Below are 15,939 nucleotides of genomic sequence, written 5' to 3' on the forward strand. Positions count from 1 at the left end.
AGTGCTGAGCAGGCAATGCTGAAGTAGGGATACAAAGCACCCTCAGCAGAGGTTGCCCCGGCGCACTATGATAGCGTGCGCTATTCGCCTTATCACTAACGAACATTGGGCACTAACGCGCAGCGGGGCGGCAAATCTCGAGTAGATTGCCGTCTGGGTCGCGCAGGTAGATCGACTCAATGGGGCCATTGGCGCCTTGGCGAGCAACGGGACCCAACTCTACATCGATAGCCAAGGCGTCTAAGTGTTGCTTAAACTCATCCAGCGGCAGTTGGCAACGCAAGCATAAATCCAGGCTGCCGGGTGTTGGGGTTGCTGAGATGGGGGCAATGTCGGTGTCGGTTTGATGCAGACGCAACGCGGTATCACCGAGCATTAAATCCACCCGTTGAGCATCGCGGTAGCGTACATCTAAGCCTAAAACACGTGAGTAAAAATCGACGGCGCGACCCATGTCGGTCACGGTAACTACAAGATGATCCAGACCTGATAGCATGCCACTTTCCTTAATACATAACGATAAGCCAGAGAATACGATGATGCGCCGCTGTCCGCTCTGTGCGGAATCCACTACTGCGCTCTACCACCGGGATCGGCGTCGTGACTACTACCAGTGTGCCACGTGCAAACTGGTATTTGTCCCCCCTGAGCAGCATTTGAGCGCCGCTGCAGAAAAGGCCGAATATGATAAACATCAAAACTCGCCGCATGATACGGGATATCGACGCTTTCTAGGGCGTTTATTTACCCCGCTGTTAGCGAAGCTCGCACCCAATGCCCGCGGGCTCGATTTTGGCTCCGGGCCGGGGCCGACGCTATCCGTCATGTTCGCCGAGCACGGTTTTCAGATGGCGATTTACGACCTCTATTATGCCCCTGATACCGCGGTTCTCACCCAGACGTTCGATTTTATCACTGCCACAGAAGTGGTGGAGCATTTGTCGCAGCCTGGCCAAGTGCTGGAACAACTGGCCGAACAGCTCGCGCCCGGTGGTTATCTTGGGCTGATGACCAAGCGCGTTTCTATCCCTGACGCCTTTGCTCGCTGGCACTATATTAGCGACCCCACCCATATCAGCTTTTTTAGTGAAGAGACCTTTCGTTGGTGGGCACAAAAGAATAGTTTAGTAGTGGAATTTCCTGGGCCAGACACGGTTATTCTACATAAAACGCTAAGGTGAATAATTGTAACCTTAGAAAAGCATTGACTTTGCACCCTTGAGGGCAATAATTGCGCGCCGCTATCCCTGCCTGACTCGATGTGCCAGGTGAGATAACGGTCGTTGTGAAATCGCTCAGTCGCGTTTTTCACGCCTGTTTTTCACCACTTTTAGTCAAGACGAGGTTTTCATGTCGCGGCAACTGCTAGCCATGGCGCTGGCGCCCCTATTAGGGCTATTCATTCTCGGGATAGGCAACGGTTTTCTTGCCACCTTAATTACCGTGCGCCTCGATGCCGCCGGTGAATCGGCGACGGTGATCGGTATTGTCTCGTCGGCTTATTTCATCGGTTTGGCGTTGGGCGCAATGGTAAATGATCGCCTGTTGCTGCGTATTGGCCATATTCGCGCTTACGGCAGTTTTGCCTCGTTAGTGGCCGTGACGGTATTACTACAAGGCTTGTTCTTCGACCCCTGGGCCTGGTTTGCGCTGCGTTTAATCGGTGGCTGGGCGACCGTCGGGGTGTATCTGGTCATTGAGAGCTGGCTACTGACGGCTGGCGATCAAAGAGTCCGCGGTCGCCTGTTGGCGCTGTATATGATTTCGCTTTACGCCGCGGGGGTGCTGGGTCAGTTGCTGCTAGGCGTGACGAATGCCATGGGTGTTACTGCGCCCTTTATGGTGATTGGCCTACTGGCTTCGCTCTCTGTACTGCCCATGGCGATGATTCCCCGCGTATCGCCAATTATCGAGCACGCCGAGCCGCTTCCCCCGCACCGCTTGATTACCCTGACGCCCACCGGCGTGATGGGTAGTTTAGGCTCGGGTATGGTCGTCGCCGCGGCCTACACGCTGTTGCCACTCTACCTGCAGCGTAATGGTATGAGCGTGAGTCAGGTGGGCCAGATGATGGCGGTACTCATCATGGGGGCCATGTTGCTGCAATACCCGATTGGCCGCTGGTCGGATCGCCATGACCGACAAATGGTGCTGATCGCCATTAGCGGTTTCTGTGTGCTTATCTCCGCGGCGATGCTCTGGTTACCTCTTTCGACACCCCTATTGGCAGTGCTGCTGTTCCTGCTCGGCGGTGGCGTCTTTGCCCTTTATCCAGTGGCCGTAAGCCACGCTGCCGACCGTGCGCCTGCTGGGGCCCTGGTGCGGATGAGTCAAGGCTTGCTGTTGATCAACTCGATTGGCGCTACCATCAGCCCACTGATGATTTCCCCGGTGATGACGGCAATGGGAGACGCGGGTCTGTTCTGGGCCTTCGGTTCGCTAAGCCTGTTCTTTGTGATGTTCTTCTCCTGGCGTCGTCATGTACGCCCAGCACCGGTGCCCGTAGCTCCGTTTACACCGACTACGCCAATGACCGCTGCCGGTGCCGAACTGGTGGTTACCGAGGAGCTAATGCAGGGGGCACTGGAGCACGAACACCTAGAAGACCTTTCTGAAGCCGTTTGGGATGTCGATGCCGCCGAGCCGGTAGTCGGGCCGCCCGCAGAAGATGAGAGTCATATCACCTACTATGATGATGTAGAGCAAGTAAGTGAGCGAAAATAAAACCAAGAGGGGACGTTATCGGTAGCGGCTGATACCTTGGGCTAATGGTGTAGGCGGGAGAGTGTTACTACTATCGTAGGCAAACTTTCAAACAATTGTTTAACTCCAGCCCGAGGTTCGCTATGAATGTTTACGCCGCGCCGGTACGCGATTTTCGCTTTGTGCTCGAAGAGCTACTAGCGCACCGCTCGCTTAGTCTACCGGGCTTTGAAGAAGCCACGCCAGACTTGGTCGAGGCGGTACTTGAAGAGGCCGCAAAACTGGCCGGTGATGTCTGGGGGCCACTTAACAAGATTGGCGATCAGCAGGGGGCCAAACGCCATGCCGACGGCAGTGTAACGACCCCGGAAGGCTTCGCAGCGGCGTATCAAGCTTATGTCGAGGGGGGCTGGAACGGTATCGGTGTATCAGAAGCGCTAGGCGGTCAGAACCTGCCCGAAGTGGTTGCCAGTGCAGTGCAGGAGATGCTTCACGGTGCCAATATGGCGCTGGGGCTCTGCCCGATGTTGACCGCTGGCGCTATCGAAGCACTGGCGCATCACGGCAGCGATGCGCTCAAAGCGACCTACTTGCCCAAACTGGTGGAAGGCACCTGGACGGGCACCATGAATCTCACCGAATCCCAAGCCGGGTCGGATCTCTCCCAAGTGCGCACCCGTGCGCTGCCTGAAAACGACCACTACCGAATCAGCGGCCAGAAGATCTATATCACCTGGGGCGAACACGACGCCGCCGAGAATATTATCCACCTGGTGCTGGCCCGTAAGCCCGATGCCCCGGAAGGCAATAAAGGCATCTCACTCTTTTTAGTGCCCAAGTTCCTGGTTAACGAAGATGGCTCACTGGGCGAGCGCAACGATGTCACCTGTGCCTCTATTGAGCACAAACTGGGCATTCACGGCTCGCCCACCTGCACCCTGAGCTTTGGCGAAAATGGCGGCGCGATTGGCTACTTGGTCGGTGAAGAGGGGCGTGGTCTTAATCACATGTTCACCATGATGAACGAGGCGCGCCATAAAGTCGGTATACAGGGCATCGGCGTGGCCGAACGTGCCTGTCAGCACGCCTTTGCCTATGCCCTCGAGCGTCGCCAGGGGCGTTCTCCGAAAACGCGTGGCGGCGCCGAGTGCAGCATCAGTGATCACTTGGACGTACGCCGTATGCTGCTTTCGATGCGTGCGCGTACCGATGCGCTGCGCGCGCTGGCACTGTACTGTGCCGCTGAGCTTGATACCGCCCGCCACGCGGAAAGTAATGAAGCCCGCCACGCCGCTCAGGCTCGCGCTGATATCCTAATTCCGGTGATCAAAAGCTTCTCAACTGATCAAGCCGTGGATATTGCCTCCATGGGCATTCAGGTGCACGGCGGGATGGGCTACGTGGAAGAGACCGGTGCCGCCCAGCTACTGCGCGATGCCCGGATTGCTCCCATTTACGAAGGCACCAACGGTATTCAGGCGCTCGATTTAGCAGGCCGAAAGCTTCAGCGTGACAACGGCGAAGCGCTTACCGCGCTCCTTCACGACGCTGCTGCAACCGTGGAGCAACTCAACGCCGACCCTGCACTTGGAACATTGGGCCGTGGCTTGGCGGCAGGTTTGGAAGACTTAAAAGCCGCCCAGGCCATTGTGTTGGAACAAGGCTCTGACCCTGAAAAAGGCGCAGATGCGGTGCAGGCTTACGCTACGCCGTTCCTTAACTTGGCAGGGCATGTACTGTGCGCGTGGCAGATGGGGCAGTCGGCATTAAGCGCCCAGGCGGCAATTAACAGCGGCAACAACGATCCCTTCTATACTGCCAAGATGCGCAGCGCCGAGTTTGCCATCACCCAGTGGTTACCAGTAGGTCGCGCCCAGCGTGCGGTAATTGAGGCGGGTATGCAGTGTTTAAGCGAGTTTGAGGTTTATTGACGCTAATGTATTAGCCAGCACCGCCGCCCTAGAGGCGGCGGTGCTGTTTTCAGTCCATCAAAACAAACATTTAAAACGAACGCTTTTAATAACATCAACAAAATCAGGAGCCGACCATGAACACCATTTTCGAGCAAGGCTTGCCCAAAACCACCGCTAACCACGTACCGCTTTCACCGCTGACCTTTATTGAACGCTCCGCGTCGATCTATCCCGACTACCCGGCGGTGGTTCATGGCAGTACGCGACGTACGTGGGGCCAATCCTGGGCGCGCTGCCGCCAGCTTGCTTCCGCCTTGCAACAGCGGGGCATCCAGCCAGGTCAAACGGTGGCGGCGATGCTGCCTAATATCCCAGCAATGTTCGAGGCGCACTTTGGCGTGCCGCTGGCGGGTTGCGTATTGAACACCCTGAATATTCGTCTGGATGCAGAGGCGATCAGCTATATGCTGGAGCACGGCGAAGCCAAAGCCATTCTGGTCGATCCCGAGTTTGCTGAGGTCATCCAGCAAGCCGTTGCCCAGCTAATCCACAAGCCGCTGATCATTGATGTTGCCGATGTAGAGTTTCTCGGCGACACGCAAGGCATTGGTGAGATCGAGTATGAGGCGCTGCTTAACGAGGGCGACGCCAATTTTGCCTATCAACTGCCTGCGGATGAGTGGGATGCGATCTCGCTTAACTACACCTCTGGCACCACCGGTAAGCCCAAGGGCGTGGTTTATCACCACCGCGGCGCTTACCTCAATGCGGTGAGCAATATTATGGAGTGGGCAATGCCCCACCACCCGATCTACCTGTGGACGCTGCCGATGTTCCACTGCAACGGCTGGTGCTTCCCGTGGACGATTGCCGCCAACGCCGGGGTCAACGTGTGCCTGCGCCGCGTCGACCCGAAAAAGATCATGCAGCTCATTGCCGAAGAGAAGGTCACTCACTTCAGCGGGGCGCCTATTATTCTTAATGGCTTAGTGAACCTGCCCGCGGAAGATAAGCGCCAGTTCGATCACCCCGTCAAAGTCACCACTGCTGGTGCTGCGCCACCCGCCTCGGTGATTTCCGGGGTCGAGAAGCTAGGCATTGAAGTGACCCACGTGTATGGCCTAACCGAAGTGTATGGTCCGGTGACCGTCTGTGCCTGGCGGGAAGCGTGGGATGAACTGCCGCTGGAAGCACGGGCCAAAATAAAAGCCCGCCAGGGCGTGCGTTACCACATGCTCGAAGCGCTGTGCGTGGCTGACCCGCTCACCATGGAGCCAGTACCCAAGGATGGCCAGACCATGGGTGAAATACTGATGCGTGGCAACAATGTCATGAAGGGCTATTTAAAGAACCCGGAGGCCACCGAGCAAGCGCTGGACGGTGGCTGGTACCACACCGGCGATTTGGCGGTTTGGCATCCGGATGGCTATATCGAAATCAAAGACCGCTCGAAAGACATCATTATTTCCGGTGGAGAGAACATCTCGACCATCGAAGTGGAAGACGCCATTTACGGCCATCCCGCCGTTGAAGAGGCAGCCGTGGTCGCCAAGCCTGACGAGAAGTGGGGCGAAACGCCCTGTGCGTTTGTGAAGCTCAAGGTGGGCTACGGCGAAGTCACAGAGGCGGATATTATCGCCCACTGCCGTGAACATTTGGCGGGCTACAAAGTCCCTAAAACAGTCATTTTCAGCGAGCTACCGAAAACATCAACGGGCAAGATACAAAAATTCGTCTTGCGTGAAGAAGCTAAAAATCATTAACCATCCTTAATAGTAATAAGCACTAGCGGTGATAACCGCCAGTAGTGATAGCCGCTAGTATTGATAATCAATAGAGGAGAGCGTGCATGAGTGACCAACAAATTGGCGTAGTGGGCGCCGGTACCATGGGGCAGGGGATTGCCCAGGTAGTGGCTGCCAGTGGCTTTAACGTGCGCCTTTACGATGTGGCCGAAGAGCAGCTTGGCCGCGCCAAGGCGAATATCGATAAAGGCTTGGGTAAATTGGTCACTAAAGAGAAAATCAGCGAGGCGGATAAAAGTGCCGCTCTCGCCCGTCTATCGACCACTACCACACTCAATGCTCTTAGCGACTGCGCGATCATTATCGAGGCGGCCCCCGAACAGCCCGAACTCAAAGAGAAGCTGTTTCGCGATCTTAGCCAAATGAGCAGCACGGCTATTTTAGCCTCCAACACCTCGTCGCTGTCACTCACCCGCCTCGCGGCGGTATGCGAGCACCCTGAGCGCGTGGTGGGCATGCACTTCTTCAATCCGGTGCCGGTGCTCAAACTGGTGGAAGTGATTCGCGCCGAGCAAACCTCGGACGCTACCGTGACCGAGATTGAAACGCTTGCAAAGGCGCTGGGCAAAACCGCCGTGCCGGTAGGTGATGCGCCGGGCTTTGCTGTGAATCGCCTGCTGGTGCCCATGATCAATGAGGCAGCGTTTATCGTGCAGGAGGGCACCGCAACGCCGGAAGCGGTTGATAACGCCATGAAGCTAGGCGCGGCTCACCCCATGGGGCCGCTAGCGCTGGCGGATTTGATTGGGCTGGATGTTTGCTTGGCGATCATGGAAGTGCTTCAAGAGGGCTTTGGCGACCCGAAATACCGTCCCTGCCCACTGCTTAAACGCATGGTCGCCGCGGGCTATCTAGGCCGTAAAAGTGGTCGCGGTTTCTATCACTACGGCTAACTTAATAATAATTTGAAACAATGATTTATCAGATTGAGTTGTCAGTGGTCGCTAATTAGCTGCGAGGGTAGGTTGAAACGAGGGTCTTTTGTCATGGATGACAAAAGTAGCGCCCAGGGATGGGTTTACAGCGCCCTCGTGGAAACCTGCCCTTGATGCCTAGAGGTATAGATTGTCAATTGTAAGAACCCGATAAGAAGTCATTGCCACTCAACCAAGCGTTCGCTAGGGTTGAGTAGTATTCACTTTCATGTTCAATAATAAATCGAATAAGGAGTCCGCCATGAGCGAAGCAGTGATCGAGAAGGTTGATAACGATGGGATGGTGCGACTGACCATCAATCGTCCTAAAGCGCTGAATGCCCTTAACAGCGAAGTGCTTGCCGCGCTGGAAGCACATTTGGTTGAGCTTGAAGCCCACCCGAACCTACGTGCCGTGCTAATTACCGGTGCGGGCGAGAAGTCCTTTGTGGCGGGTGCAGATATCACTGAAATGCGTGAAAAAACACCTGAAGAAGCGCGGGCCTTTGCCAGCCAAGCGCTGCGTACCATTAAACGCCTAGAGACACTCCCCGTGCCGGTGGTCGCGTTGGTGAACGGGTTTTGCCTTGGCGGCGGCTGCGAACTGGCACTGGCCTGCGACTGGGCCGTAGCCAGCGATAACGCGGTATTCGGCCAGCCGGAAGTGCTCCTGGGCGTCATCCCCGGCTTTGGCGGCACCCAGCGTCTGCCACGCCGTGTTGGCCCTGCCATGGCGATTGACCTGGTCACTACCGGGCGCAAAATCGATGCCCAAGAAGCGCTGCGTATCGGCTTAGTGAACCGTGTGATGCCGCAAGCGGAGCTGGAGAGCTACGTTGAAGAACTCACCAAGCAACTCAAAGGCAACGGCCCACAGTCAGTGCGCGGCGCCAAGCAGGCAGTTCACGACGGCATGGATCAAGACCTTGATAGCGCACTAGCGCTGGAAACCAGCCTGTTCGCCTTCTGCTTTGCCGGTGACGAGCAGAAAGAAGGCATGGCGGCATTTGTCGAGAAGCGCAAACCGAACTTCTAAGGTTTGATTAATTACAGTTTTACTTATTTAGGGGGTGGCGCTTGCGCCACCCCCGTTTTATTCTCGAAAGCTAACTGTTCCTTTCAAGAGAGCCGCCACTATGCAATGGGCCGCATTTATTCTCGCCGCGCTTGGTTTCGCTTATTTACCTGGGCCTGCAATGCTATATACCGCAGCGCAAACGTTGGGGCGCGGCCGACGGGCAGGGTGGTTAGCGGTCATCGGTGTGCATATGGGGTGTTATGTGCATGTGGTGGCCGCCGCGCTAGGATTAGCGCTGCTGTTTGCGGCGATTCCCCCTGCCTACATCGCCATGAAAATAATCGGTGGGCTCTACCTGCTCTGGATGGGACTGCGGCTATGGCAGCAGGGCATTCGCACCCACGGCGAAGAGATGCCGCTGGCAACCACGAAACGTGTGCTTCGCGACAGCTTTCTGGTGGAGATGCTCAACCCTAAAACCGCGCTTTTCTTTGTCGCGTTTCTGCCCCAGTTTGTGCAGCCCGAGAGCGCGATGCCGGTAGCATGGCAACTGCTCTGGCTAGGTATCGCCACCAATGTGCTGTTTTCATCTGCGGATGTCATGGTGGTGCTACTTGCGAGTCCTCTACGCCAATGGCTACAAAAATCCCACGGCTCCTCTCGGCTCATCCAGCGCATTGGCGGTGGCGTATTAATGGGATTAGGGGGCAATACCCTCGCTCAGGCGGCACGTTAAAGATTGATCGGCTACTTCAAATTTCACATACAAGGAGCGCTGTATGTTTGATCTCTATATCGCTAACAAGAACTATTCCTCTTGGTCGCTGCGCCCCTGGGTGTTGATGAAAGTAATGGAGATTCCGTTCAACGAACATCTCATGCCTTTTGAAGGCGGCTTTGGCGCTAGCCATGACGTTTACACCCGCTTTTCGCCATCGGGCTTAGTGCCTTGTTTAGTGGATAGGGAGAGTGATCTGGCGGTGTGGGATTCGCTGGCGATTGTTGAATATTTAGCCGAGCAACACGCTAACGTCTGGCCGAGTGATAAAACCGCCCGCGCCTGGGCGCGCTCTGCCACGGCTGAAATGCACAGCGGCTTTGGCGCCCTGCGTGACGAGTGTTCAATGAACTGCGGTGTGCGGGTGGCATTGAATGGCTTATCGGCCAATCTCAAGGCCGATGTGAACCGCTTAGATGCGTTGTGGCAACAGGGAATTGAGCGCTTTGGCGGGCCGTTTTTAGCGGGTGAGCACTTCTCCGCGGTAGACGCGTTTTATGCCCCTGTGGCGTTTCGCGTACAGACATTCAAGCTGCCGGTGAGTGAGAAATCCCAGGCCTATGTCGAACGCCTGTTAGCGCTGCCTGCCATGCAGGCCTGGTATCAAGCCGCGCTGGAAGAAACGTGGCGCGAGCCTATGCACGAAGCTGAAACGCTAAAGAATGGCACGCTGGAAGTTGATTACCGCACGTCTTAACCTTGTGACAACTCACCAGGGATAACCGGCATCGGGTACACTGGCGCAAATTTTCGTTTGGACACGTTCATGGCTCTTAGCGCAACGCCCTACAAAGTTGATATTAACCTCACCGATCTGGATCGCGGTGTTTATGAAACGCTGCGCTTTACCGTGGCGCGTCATCCGTCAGAAACCGAAGAACGCATGACCGCGCGCTTACTTGCCTATGTACTGTGGTACAGCGAATCGTTGGCCTTTGGGCGAGGGCTCTCTGATGTCGATGAGCCAGCGCTGTGGGAAAAAAGCTTAGACGGGCGCTTGCTGCACTGGATTGAAGTGGGGTTGCCAGACGCCGAGCGCATTACGTGGTGTTCACGCCGGGCGGAGCGGGTGTCACTGTTGGCTTACGGCCGGGTAGATATTTGGGAGAGTAAAGTGCTACCCGGTGTTGCATCGCTGAAAAATGTGCATGTGGCTGTATTGCCACAAGAAGCCCTAGCGACCATTGCTAAGGATCTACCACGGGCGATTAATTGGGCCGTTATGATCAGCGAAGGCTCGTTGTTTATTACCGACGAAAACGGTCAACACGAGATAACGCCGCAATGGTTGTTGCGCGAGCGCTAGAAATCATCAGACGTTCGTCTATCCTTTTATGCTAGAGGCTTAAGCGATAGACAGATAAAGGGATGGCCAATGGGTCATCCTTTATTTTTTAAAAGTATGCTTGCTATCTTTTTGCACAATTACATACAATCAACAATGTTTGTTACTGCTTTCACTAGCAGTCTAAAAAAGCAGCCTCAAGGTCAATCTCAAGGAACGAGCAATGAAACTAAATTCCGTTTTACGATGGAAACTGCTCCCGCTAGTCGCAGCCATTAGTTTGCTGCCCACGCTGGCCCAAGCAGAAGGTAGTGTGCTCTCGGTTAAGCATGAAAATGATGGTATGGCCAGCAGTGATGATGGCCATTTTACCAGCGGCTTTGAGCTTAACTGGACCTTTGAGCCTAGTGATGAAAGTTGGATGCAGCGCTTAGCGACAGCACTCCCCGATAGCTTGATCGGCAGCGCTGATATGGCCGCTTATCGATTGGTGCATCAGATCTATACGCCGGATAACATCGAAGAGCGTCGTTTGATTGAAGATGATCGCCCCTATGCTGGTCTCGTTTATGGTGGGATTTCGCTTTATGAAGATGTGCCAATGGGTAATTGGCGCCAAGCAACCGATCTGCATCTGGATATTGGCTTGGTGGGGCCGTCCTCGCTTGCCGATAGTATCCAACGAGAAGTACACCGCATCACCGATAGTGATCGTCCTAACGGCTGGAATAATCAGCTTGGCGATGAAGCCATTGTGAACGTCGCTATGCGCCGCCAGTGGTGGCATAGCTCCCCGTTTATTGGTAAGCAATTTGCTCATGGGCCTAGCGTCGGGGCTGCCTTAGGTAACCTTTACACCTACGCCAGCGCTGGCTATAGCGTGCGCTGGGGTGATGAAGCCTCGGGTATTCCTACATTGACGCCAAACCCCGGCAGTCGTCACCATATGACGGGCAATGATGGTTGGCAGTGGTACTTGTTTGCGAGCGTAGATGGCTATTACATGGCACAAAATCTGACGCTGGATGGCAATACGTTCAGAGATAGTCACTCGGTTGACCGAAAAGAGTGGGTAGGCGATGTCTCTGCAGGCCTGGCGCTAGCTTGGGAAGACTGGCAGGTGACCTACGCTGCCGTGCAGCGCTCACGTGAATTCGATGGCCAGGAAGATCAGGACAAGTTTGGTGCCATCACGCTATCCCGGCGTTTTTAAGCACGGTTATAAAAAGGCTCGATCATGACTGAGCGGGAAAAAATGCTAGCGGGGGAGAGGTACAACGCCCAGGACGAAGAGCTACTAACGCTGCGCCGAAAGGCGCGGCTGACCATGCAAGCGCTTAACACAACCCTTGATAACGCTACTGCCGAACGTGCTGCACTCCTACAGCAGCTGTTACCTAATGCGGGAAAAGCGCTATGGATAGAGCCACCTTTCTACTGCGATTATGGTGAGCACATCGCCTTAGGTAACAATGTTTTCTTCAATTTTAACTGTGTGGTACTCGATGTTGCCTGGGTAACGATCGGCGATAATGTGTTGTTCGGCCCTAACGTTCAGCTGTATACCGCCACGCATCCGTTGGATGCGCAACAGCGTCGCAGCGGTTTAGAGGCTGGTTATCCTATCACTATTGGCAATGACTGCTGGATTGGCGGTAGCGTGATTGTTAATCCTGGTATCACCATTGGCGAGCGTAGTGTGATCGGGGCTGGTAGTGTCGTAACCAAGGATATACCCGCAGATGTATTTGCGGCAGGTAATCCCTGTCAGGTGATACGCCGTTTAAATACGTCTACCTAGGGGTTTAAGAATGGCAAATAAATATCCTCATACGCCCGACGGGCGTTATTTTGTTGCTAAAAATCGACTCTGGCGCTGCACTGACCCGCGCTTAGGCGAAGAGCAAAAGCGAATTCATATCAAAGAGTTGATGAAAGCCCGCCGGGCCGTCAGAACTGCCCAAAAGCAAGAAGATGACGATGCACTTCGCCAAGCGCGTAAAGCGGTTCAAGCTGCGAAAGAGGCCTTGGGTGAGCGTGGTCCTGTATGGTGGGATGATAATGCCCCTGATGAAGGCGGCTTTGCGCCCCACAACAGTTCTTATGCCAAATGGTGGGAGAGCCAGCACTAAAACCTTCCTAACGTATATACCTTCCTAGCGTACACATTAGGCCTATGGCTGTTAGCCTAGTCAGCATGGTGAGCAGCTCGTTGCCTATCGTTGAGTGTCTAAGGAGGAAGTGCATATGGAAATGGTATTTTTTAATGGCTGGGGCAGCCTGTTACGGATTTTGATTATCGGGTTATTGGCGTACGCAACGCTGGTGCTCTTCCTGCGCCTTTCGGGCAATCGCACGCTTTCGAAAATGAATGCCTTCGACTTAATCGTAACGGTCGCGCTGGGTTCCACGCTGGCGACCGTATTGCTGTCTAAAGATGTGGCCTTGGCGGATGGAGCTGTCGCGTTAGCGCTGCTGATTTCACTTCAATTTATCATTACCTGGACCAGTGTGCGGTTTCGGTGGGTACGTCGATTAGTGACCGGCGAGCCACTAATGCTGCTCTATCAGGGTGAGTTTCTATTAACGTCACTGCGAAAAGCACGGGTAACCCAAGACGAAGTGCTTGCTGCCATACGGAGTAGTGGTCTTAGTGATGTAAACGCCGTAGAAGCCGTGGTGTTAGAAACAGACGGCTCGTTAAGCGTTGTTAAGCGTCATGCAGAGAGCGGCCAATCCAGCTTGAAGGGTGTTCGTGGATCCATTGAAGCCGCTTCCTAGTTTTTGATATGACATGATGAGACTCTGGTATTTGTTCTTTGATCCATACGCACATTCCAAACATGCGCGTCCGAGGTCGACAGTGTTACTCTATGCCGCTTTTCGTGCATACAAATAAGGGTAACCTGTGAAAATCAAAGCAGACCTATCGATTCTCGATATTATCGGTCATCTAATTATTTGGGTGGTGCTGAGTATAATCACGTTTGGTATAGCGCTATTTTTCTTCCCTTATTCGTTTGCTAGGTTTGTCATTAATCGCACGTCGGTAGTTGATGGCGATACTGGTGTGGAGCGCAAAATGGTCTGCGATATCAATCTGTTCAGCAATGTCGGCCATATCATCCTATGGATGCTGATTTCTCTCGTTACTTTCGGCTTAGGGTATATTTTCTACTTCTATCGGGTTTGGAATTACGCTTTGAATAACTCGCGGATTGAATAGCGTTATAGAGGGCAAATCAGTTATTAGCATTTGAAATCGATTAGGGCCTACGTTGAATAATTCGCGTAGGCCCTTTTGGCTGTTATGAGCAACTAGTTACTTGTCGTCAGTCAGCTTATCTTGTGTGCGAAGCTCAAAGTCACTGGCGTCGTGGCGCTCATGCAACTGCTCGTGAGGTTCGCCCCAGGTGCGGTTGACCATGCGGCCACGTTTAACGGCGGGGCGCTCATCGATCTCTTCGGTCCAGCGTAGAACGTTTTTGTAAGTGTGCGCCTCCAAAAACTCCGCCGCTTCGTAAACGCGGTTTTTTACCAGCGCGCCGTACCAGGGGTGAATCGCCATATCGGCAATGGTGTACTCATCGCCTGCCATAAAGCGGTTTTCCGCCAAGTGGCGATCCAGCACATCCAACTGGCGTTTCACTTCCATGGTGTAGCGGTCAATCGGGTACTGATACTTTTCAGGTGCGTAGGCATAGAAATGGCCAAAACCGCCACCCAGCATTGGAGCACTGCCCATTTGCCAGAATAGCCAGGAGAGGCACTCGGTGCGCTTCGCCGGATCGCTGGGTAGGAAAGCATCAAATTTTTCAGCCAGATAAAGCAGGATGGCACCAGACTCAAACACCCGCTGGGGCGGTTGAGTGGAGTGATCCATCAGCGCGGGGATTTTAGAGTTGGGATTCACCTCGACAAAACCACTGCTGAACTGGTCGCCTTCGCCAATTTGAATCAGATAAGCGTCGTACTCAGCACCAGTCACACCTTTTTCTAACAGCTCTTCAAGCATCACGGTGACTTTGACACCGTTGGGGGTGGCTAAGGAGTAAAGTTGCAGAGGGTGTTTACCTACCGGCAGTGCTTTGTCATGGGTGGGGCCCGCAATGGGGCGATTGATATTGGCAAATTTACCGCCATTGCCAGGTTCCCATTTCCAAACGCTCGGTGGGGTATAAGTGTTATCGCTCATTATTTCCTCGCTATTAACCGGTTATCGGTAACTGCTGGGTACAGGGATGAACCTCTTCTCTGCGCGACTATTCTAAGGTTATGGGGGTGATGAAAAGCCGCTACAAGGGTCGGCTGGTGATTAGCCTGTTAATAAAGTAGTCCAAGTTCTCTGGGAGGTTATGGATGCGTGTCATTGGCGTACTGGGCGGCATGAGTTGGGAGTCGAGTCAAAGCTACTACCGGGCCTTAAATGAAGGCGTTAAAGCGGCGCTAGGCGGCTTTCATTCGGCCAAGATCGTGATGGTCAGTGTCGATTTTGCAGAGATAGAAGCCATGCAGCAGCGGGGCGATTGGGACGCGGCAGGCGAGCTACTCGCCAACGCTGCTCAAGGCGTCGAACGCGCAGGTGCTGACTGTTTATTGATTGCCACGAATACCATGCATAAAGTGGCGCCCGCGATTGAACAGGCGATTACCATTCCTCTGCTGCATATTGCCGATGCCACTGCTTTACAGCTACAAGCCGACGGGATTAATCGGGTGGGCCTATTAGGCACCCGATTTACCATGGAGCAGGACTTTTATATTGGCCGATTAGAAGAGCAGTTCGGCATCAAGGTCGTGGTGCCGGAGCAATCTGAGCGCGACACTATTCATCAGGTGATCTTTGATGAGCTCTGCCAAGGCCGTATAGAAGATGTCTCCCGCCAACGCTATCTAGCCATTATCGATTCACTTTATGCGCAAGGCGCTCAGGCGGTGATTCTAGGCTGTACTGAAATCGCTATGCTCGTCAGCCAGCAAGATACCGCAGTGCCGCTTTATGACACCACCGCCCTGCATGTGCAGAGAGCGGTGGCGTGGGCACTAACATGATGAATTAAACGAAGTAACGCCGCTTAGACCACCGTCAGAGTGACGTTAATATTGCCACGGGTGGCGTTTGAGTAGGGGCATACGATATGCGCTTTATCGACCAACTGCTGAGCGACGTCCTGCTCCAGGCCTGGGAGGCTGATTTTTAGCTCGACTTCAATGCCAAAGCCGGTTGGGATTGCACCGATACCCACATGCCCATCAATTTTGGTTTCTTGGGGCAGCTTTACTTTTTCCTGGCTCGCCACGTGCTTTAGCGCACCTAAAAAACAGGCCGAGTAGCCAGCTGCGAAGAGCTGCTCGGGGTTGGTGCCGTCACCGCCAGCGCCGCCCAACTCTTTCGGCGTGCTGAGTTTTACGTCCAATGCGCCGTCGGATGATTTGGCATGACCTTCACGGCCACCCGTAGCGGTAGCATGGGCGCGATAAACAACTTTCTCGATAGTGGTCGTCATTCTGAATCTCCTGTTA

General features: G+C 54.2%; 18 protein-coding genes. 15 read left to right on the plus strand and 3 right to left on the minus strand.

The features are described from left to right. Positions 1 to 112: 112 nt before the first annotated feature. Positions 113 to 496 carry a VOC family protein gene (locus tag V8L70_RS02065; RefSeq protein ID WP_008958233.1) on the minus strand — a complete coding sequence of 128 codons (384 nt, stop codon included), beginning with the start codon at positions 494 to 496 and terminating at the stop codon, positions 113 to 115. A 40-nt stretch (positions 497 to 536) separates the two neighbouring features. Between V8L70_RS02065 and V8L70_RS02070 the strand changes: the two genes are divergently transcribed. The 14 genes from V8L70_RS02070 to V8L70_RS02135 all read left to right on the plus strand — a co-directional run bounded on the left by V8L70_RS02070 (position 537) and on the right by V8L70_RS02135 (position 13,642). Beyond that, positions 537 to 1,181 (plus strand): class I SAM-dependent methyltransferase, encoded by a 645-nt coding sequence (locus tag V8L70_RS02070; RefSeq protein ID WP_198556019.1) that lies wholly within the window; start codon positions 537 to 539, stop codon positions 1,179 to 1,181. 169 nt (positions 1,182 to 1,350) lie between these two features. Further along, positions 1,351 to 2,724: an MFS transporter gene (locus V8L70_RS02075; protein WP_101145971.1), complete on the plus strand. Its 1,374-nt coding sequence runs from the start codon at positions 1,351 to 1,353 to the stop codon at positions 2,722 to 2,724. Positions 2,725 to 2,846: 122 nt separating this feature from the next. After that, positions 2,847 to 4,634: an acyl-CoA dehydrogenase gene (locus V8L70_RS02080; RefSeq protein WP_101145973.1), complete on the plus strand. Its 1,788-nt coding sequence runs from the start codon at positions 2,847 to 2,849 to the stop codon at positions 4,632 to 4,634. 116 nt (positions 4,635 to 4,750) lie between these two features. Then, positions 4,751 to 6,379 (plus strand): acyl-CoA synthetase, encoded by a 1,629-nt coding sequence (locus V8L70_RS02085; protein WP_101145975.1) that lies wholly within the window; start codon positions 4,751 to 4,753, stop codon positions 6,377 to 6,379. Positions 6,380 to 6,465: 86 nt separating this feature from the next. Next, on the plus strand, positions 6,466 to 7,314 hold the full coding sequence (locus tag V8L70_RS02090) for a 3-hydroxybutyryl-CoA dehydrogenase (RefSeq protein WP_101145977.1): 849 nt from the start codon (positions 6,466 to 6,468) through the stop codon (positions 7,312 to 7,314). A gap of 283 nt (positions 7,315 to 7,597) precedes the next feature. Further along, a complete protein-coding gene (locus V8L70_RS02095; RefSeq protein WP_035559484.1) occupies positions 7,598 to 8,371 on the plus strand; it encodes an enoyl-CoA hydratase-related protein in 774 nt (257 codons plus the stop codon). 100 nt (positions 8,372 to 8,471) lie between these two features. Beyond that, a complete protein-coding gene (locus V8L70_RS02100; protein ID WP_101145979.1) occupies positions 8,472 to 9,089 on the plus strand; it encodes a LysE family translocator in 618 nt (205 codons plus the stop codon). A gap of 43 nt (positions 9,090 to 9,132) precedes the next feature. Beyond that, positions 9,133 to 9,828, plus strand: coding sequence for a glutathione S-transferase family protein (locus V8L70_RS02105; protein WP_101145981.1), 696 nt, complete (start codon positions 9,133 to 9,135; stop codon positions 9,826 to 9,828). Positions 9,829 to 9,897: 69 nt separating this feature from the next. Beyond that, complete coding sequence (locus V8L70_RS02110) at positions 9,898 to 10,437, plus strand: YaeQ family protein (protein WP_101145983.1); 540 nt, start codon at positions 9,898 to 9,900, stop codon at positions 10,435 to 10,437. A gap of 202 nt (positions 10,438 to 10,639) precedes the next feature. Continuing rightward, positions 10,640 to 11,629, plus strand: coding sequence for a lipid A deacylase LpxR family protein (locus V8L70_RS02115; RefSeq protein WP_101145985.1), 990 nt, complete (start codon positions 10,640 to 10,642; stop codon positions 11,627 to 11,629). A gap of 24 nt (positions 11,630 to 11,653) precedes the next feature. Continuing rightward, complete coding sequence (locus tag V8L70_RS02120) at positions 11,654 to 12,217, plus strand: sugar O-acetyltransferase (protein WP_101145987.1); 564 nt, start codon at positions 11,654 to 11,656, stop codon at positions 12,215 to 12,217. A gap of 10 nt (positions 12,218 to 12,227) precedes the next feature. Beyond that, entirely contained in the window at positions 12,228 to 12,548 is a 321-nt protein-coding gene (locus V8L70_RS02125; RefSeq protein WP_101145988.1) for a hypothetical protein, read from the plus strand. Between the two features lie 115 nt (positions 12,549 to 12,663). Then, positions 12,664 to 13,197 carry a DUF421 domain-containing protein gene (locus V8L70_RS02130; protein WP_101145990.1) on the plus strand — a complete coding sequence of 178 codons (534 nt, stop codon included), beginning with the start codon at positions 12,664 to 12,666 and terminating at the stop codon, positions 13,195 to 13,197. A gap of 127 nt (positions 13,198 to 13,324) precedes the next feature. Then, complete coding sequence (locus V8L70_RS02135; protein WP_101145992.1) at positions 13,325 to 13,642, plus strand: DUF6693 family protein; 318 nt, start codon at positions 13,325 to 13,327, stop codon at positions 13,640 to 13,642. 96 nt (positions 13,643 to 13,738) lie between these two features. Here V8L70_RS02135 and yghU read toward each other — a convergent pair whose 3' ends face one another. Further along, positions 13,739 to 14,611 (minus strand): glutathione-dependent disulfide-bond oxidoreductase, encoded by an 873-nt coding sequence (yghU, locus tag V8L70_RS02140; RefSeq protein ID WP_336268696.1) that lies wholly within the window; start codon positions 14,609 to 14,611, stop codon positions 13,739 to 13,741. Between the two features lie 164 nt (positions 14,612 to 14,775). Between yghU and V8L70_RS02145 the strand changes: the two genes are divergently transcribed. Beyond that, positions 14,776 to 15,468, plus strand: a complete 693-nt coding sequence (locus tag V8L70_RS02145) for an aspartate/glutamate racemase family protein (RefSeq protein ID WP_101145996.1) — start codon at positions 14,776 to 14,778, stop codon at positions 15,466 to 15,468. Positions 15,469 to 15,491: 23 nt separating this feature from the next. Here the strand turns inward: V8L70_RS02145 and V8L70_RS02150 are convergent, their stop codons facing one another. Beyond that, positions 15,492 to 15,923, minus strand: coding sequence for an organic hydroperoxide resistance protein (locus V8L70_RS02150; RefSeq protein ID WP_101145998.1), 432 nt, complete (start codon positions 15,921 to 15,923; stop codon positions 15,492 to 15,494). Between the last annotated feature and the right edge of the window lie 16 nt (positions 15,924 to 15,939).

The sequence above is a fragment of the Vreelandella arctica genome, assembly GCF_037070215.1.
Lineage (GTDB): Bacteria > Pseudomonadota > Gammaproteobacteria > Pseudomonadales > Halomonadaceae > Vreelandella > Vreelandella arctica.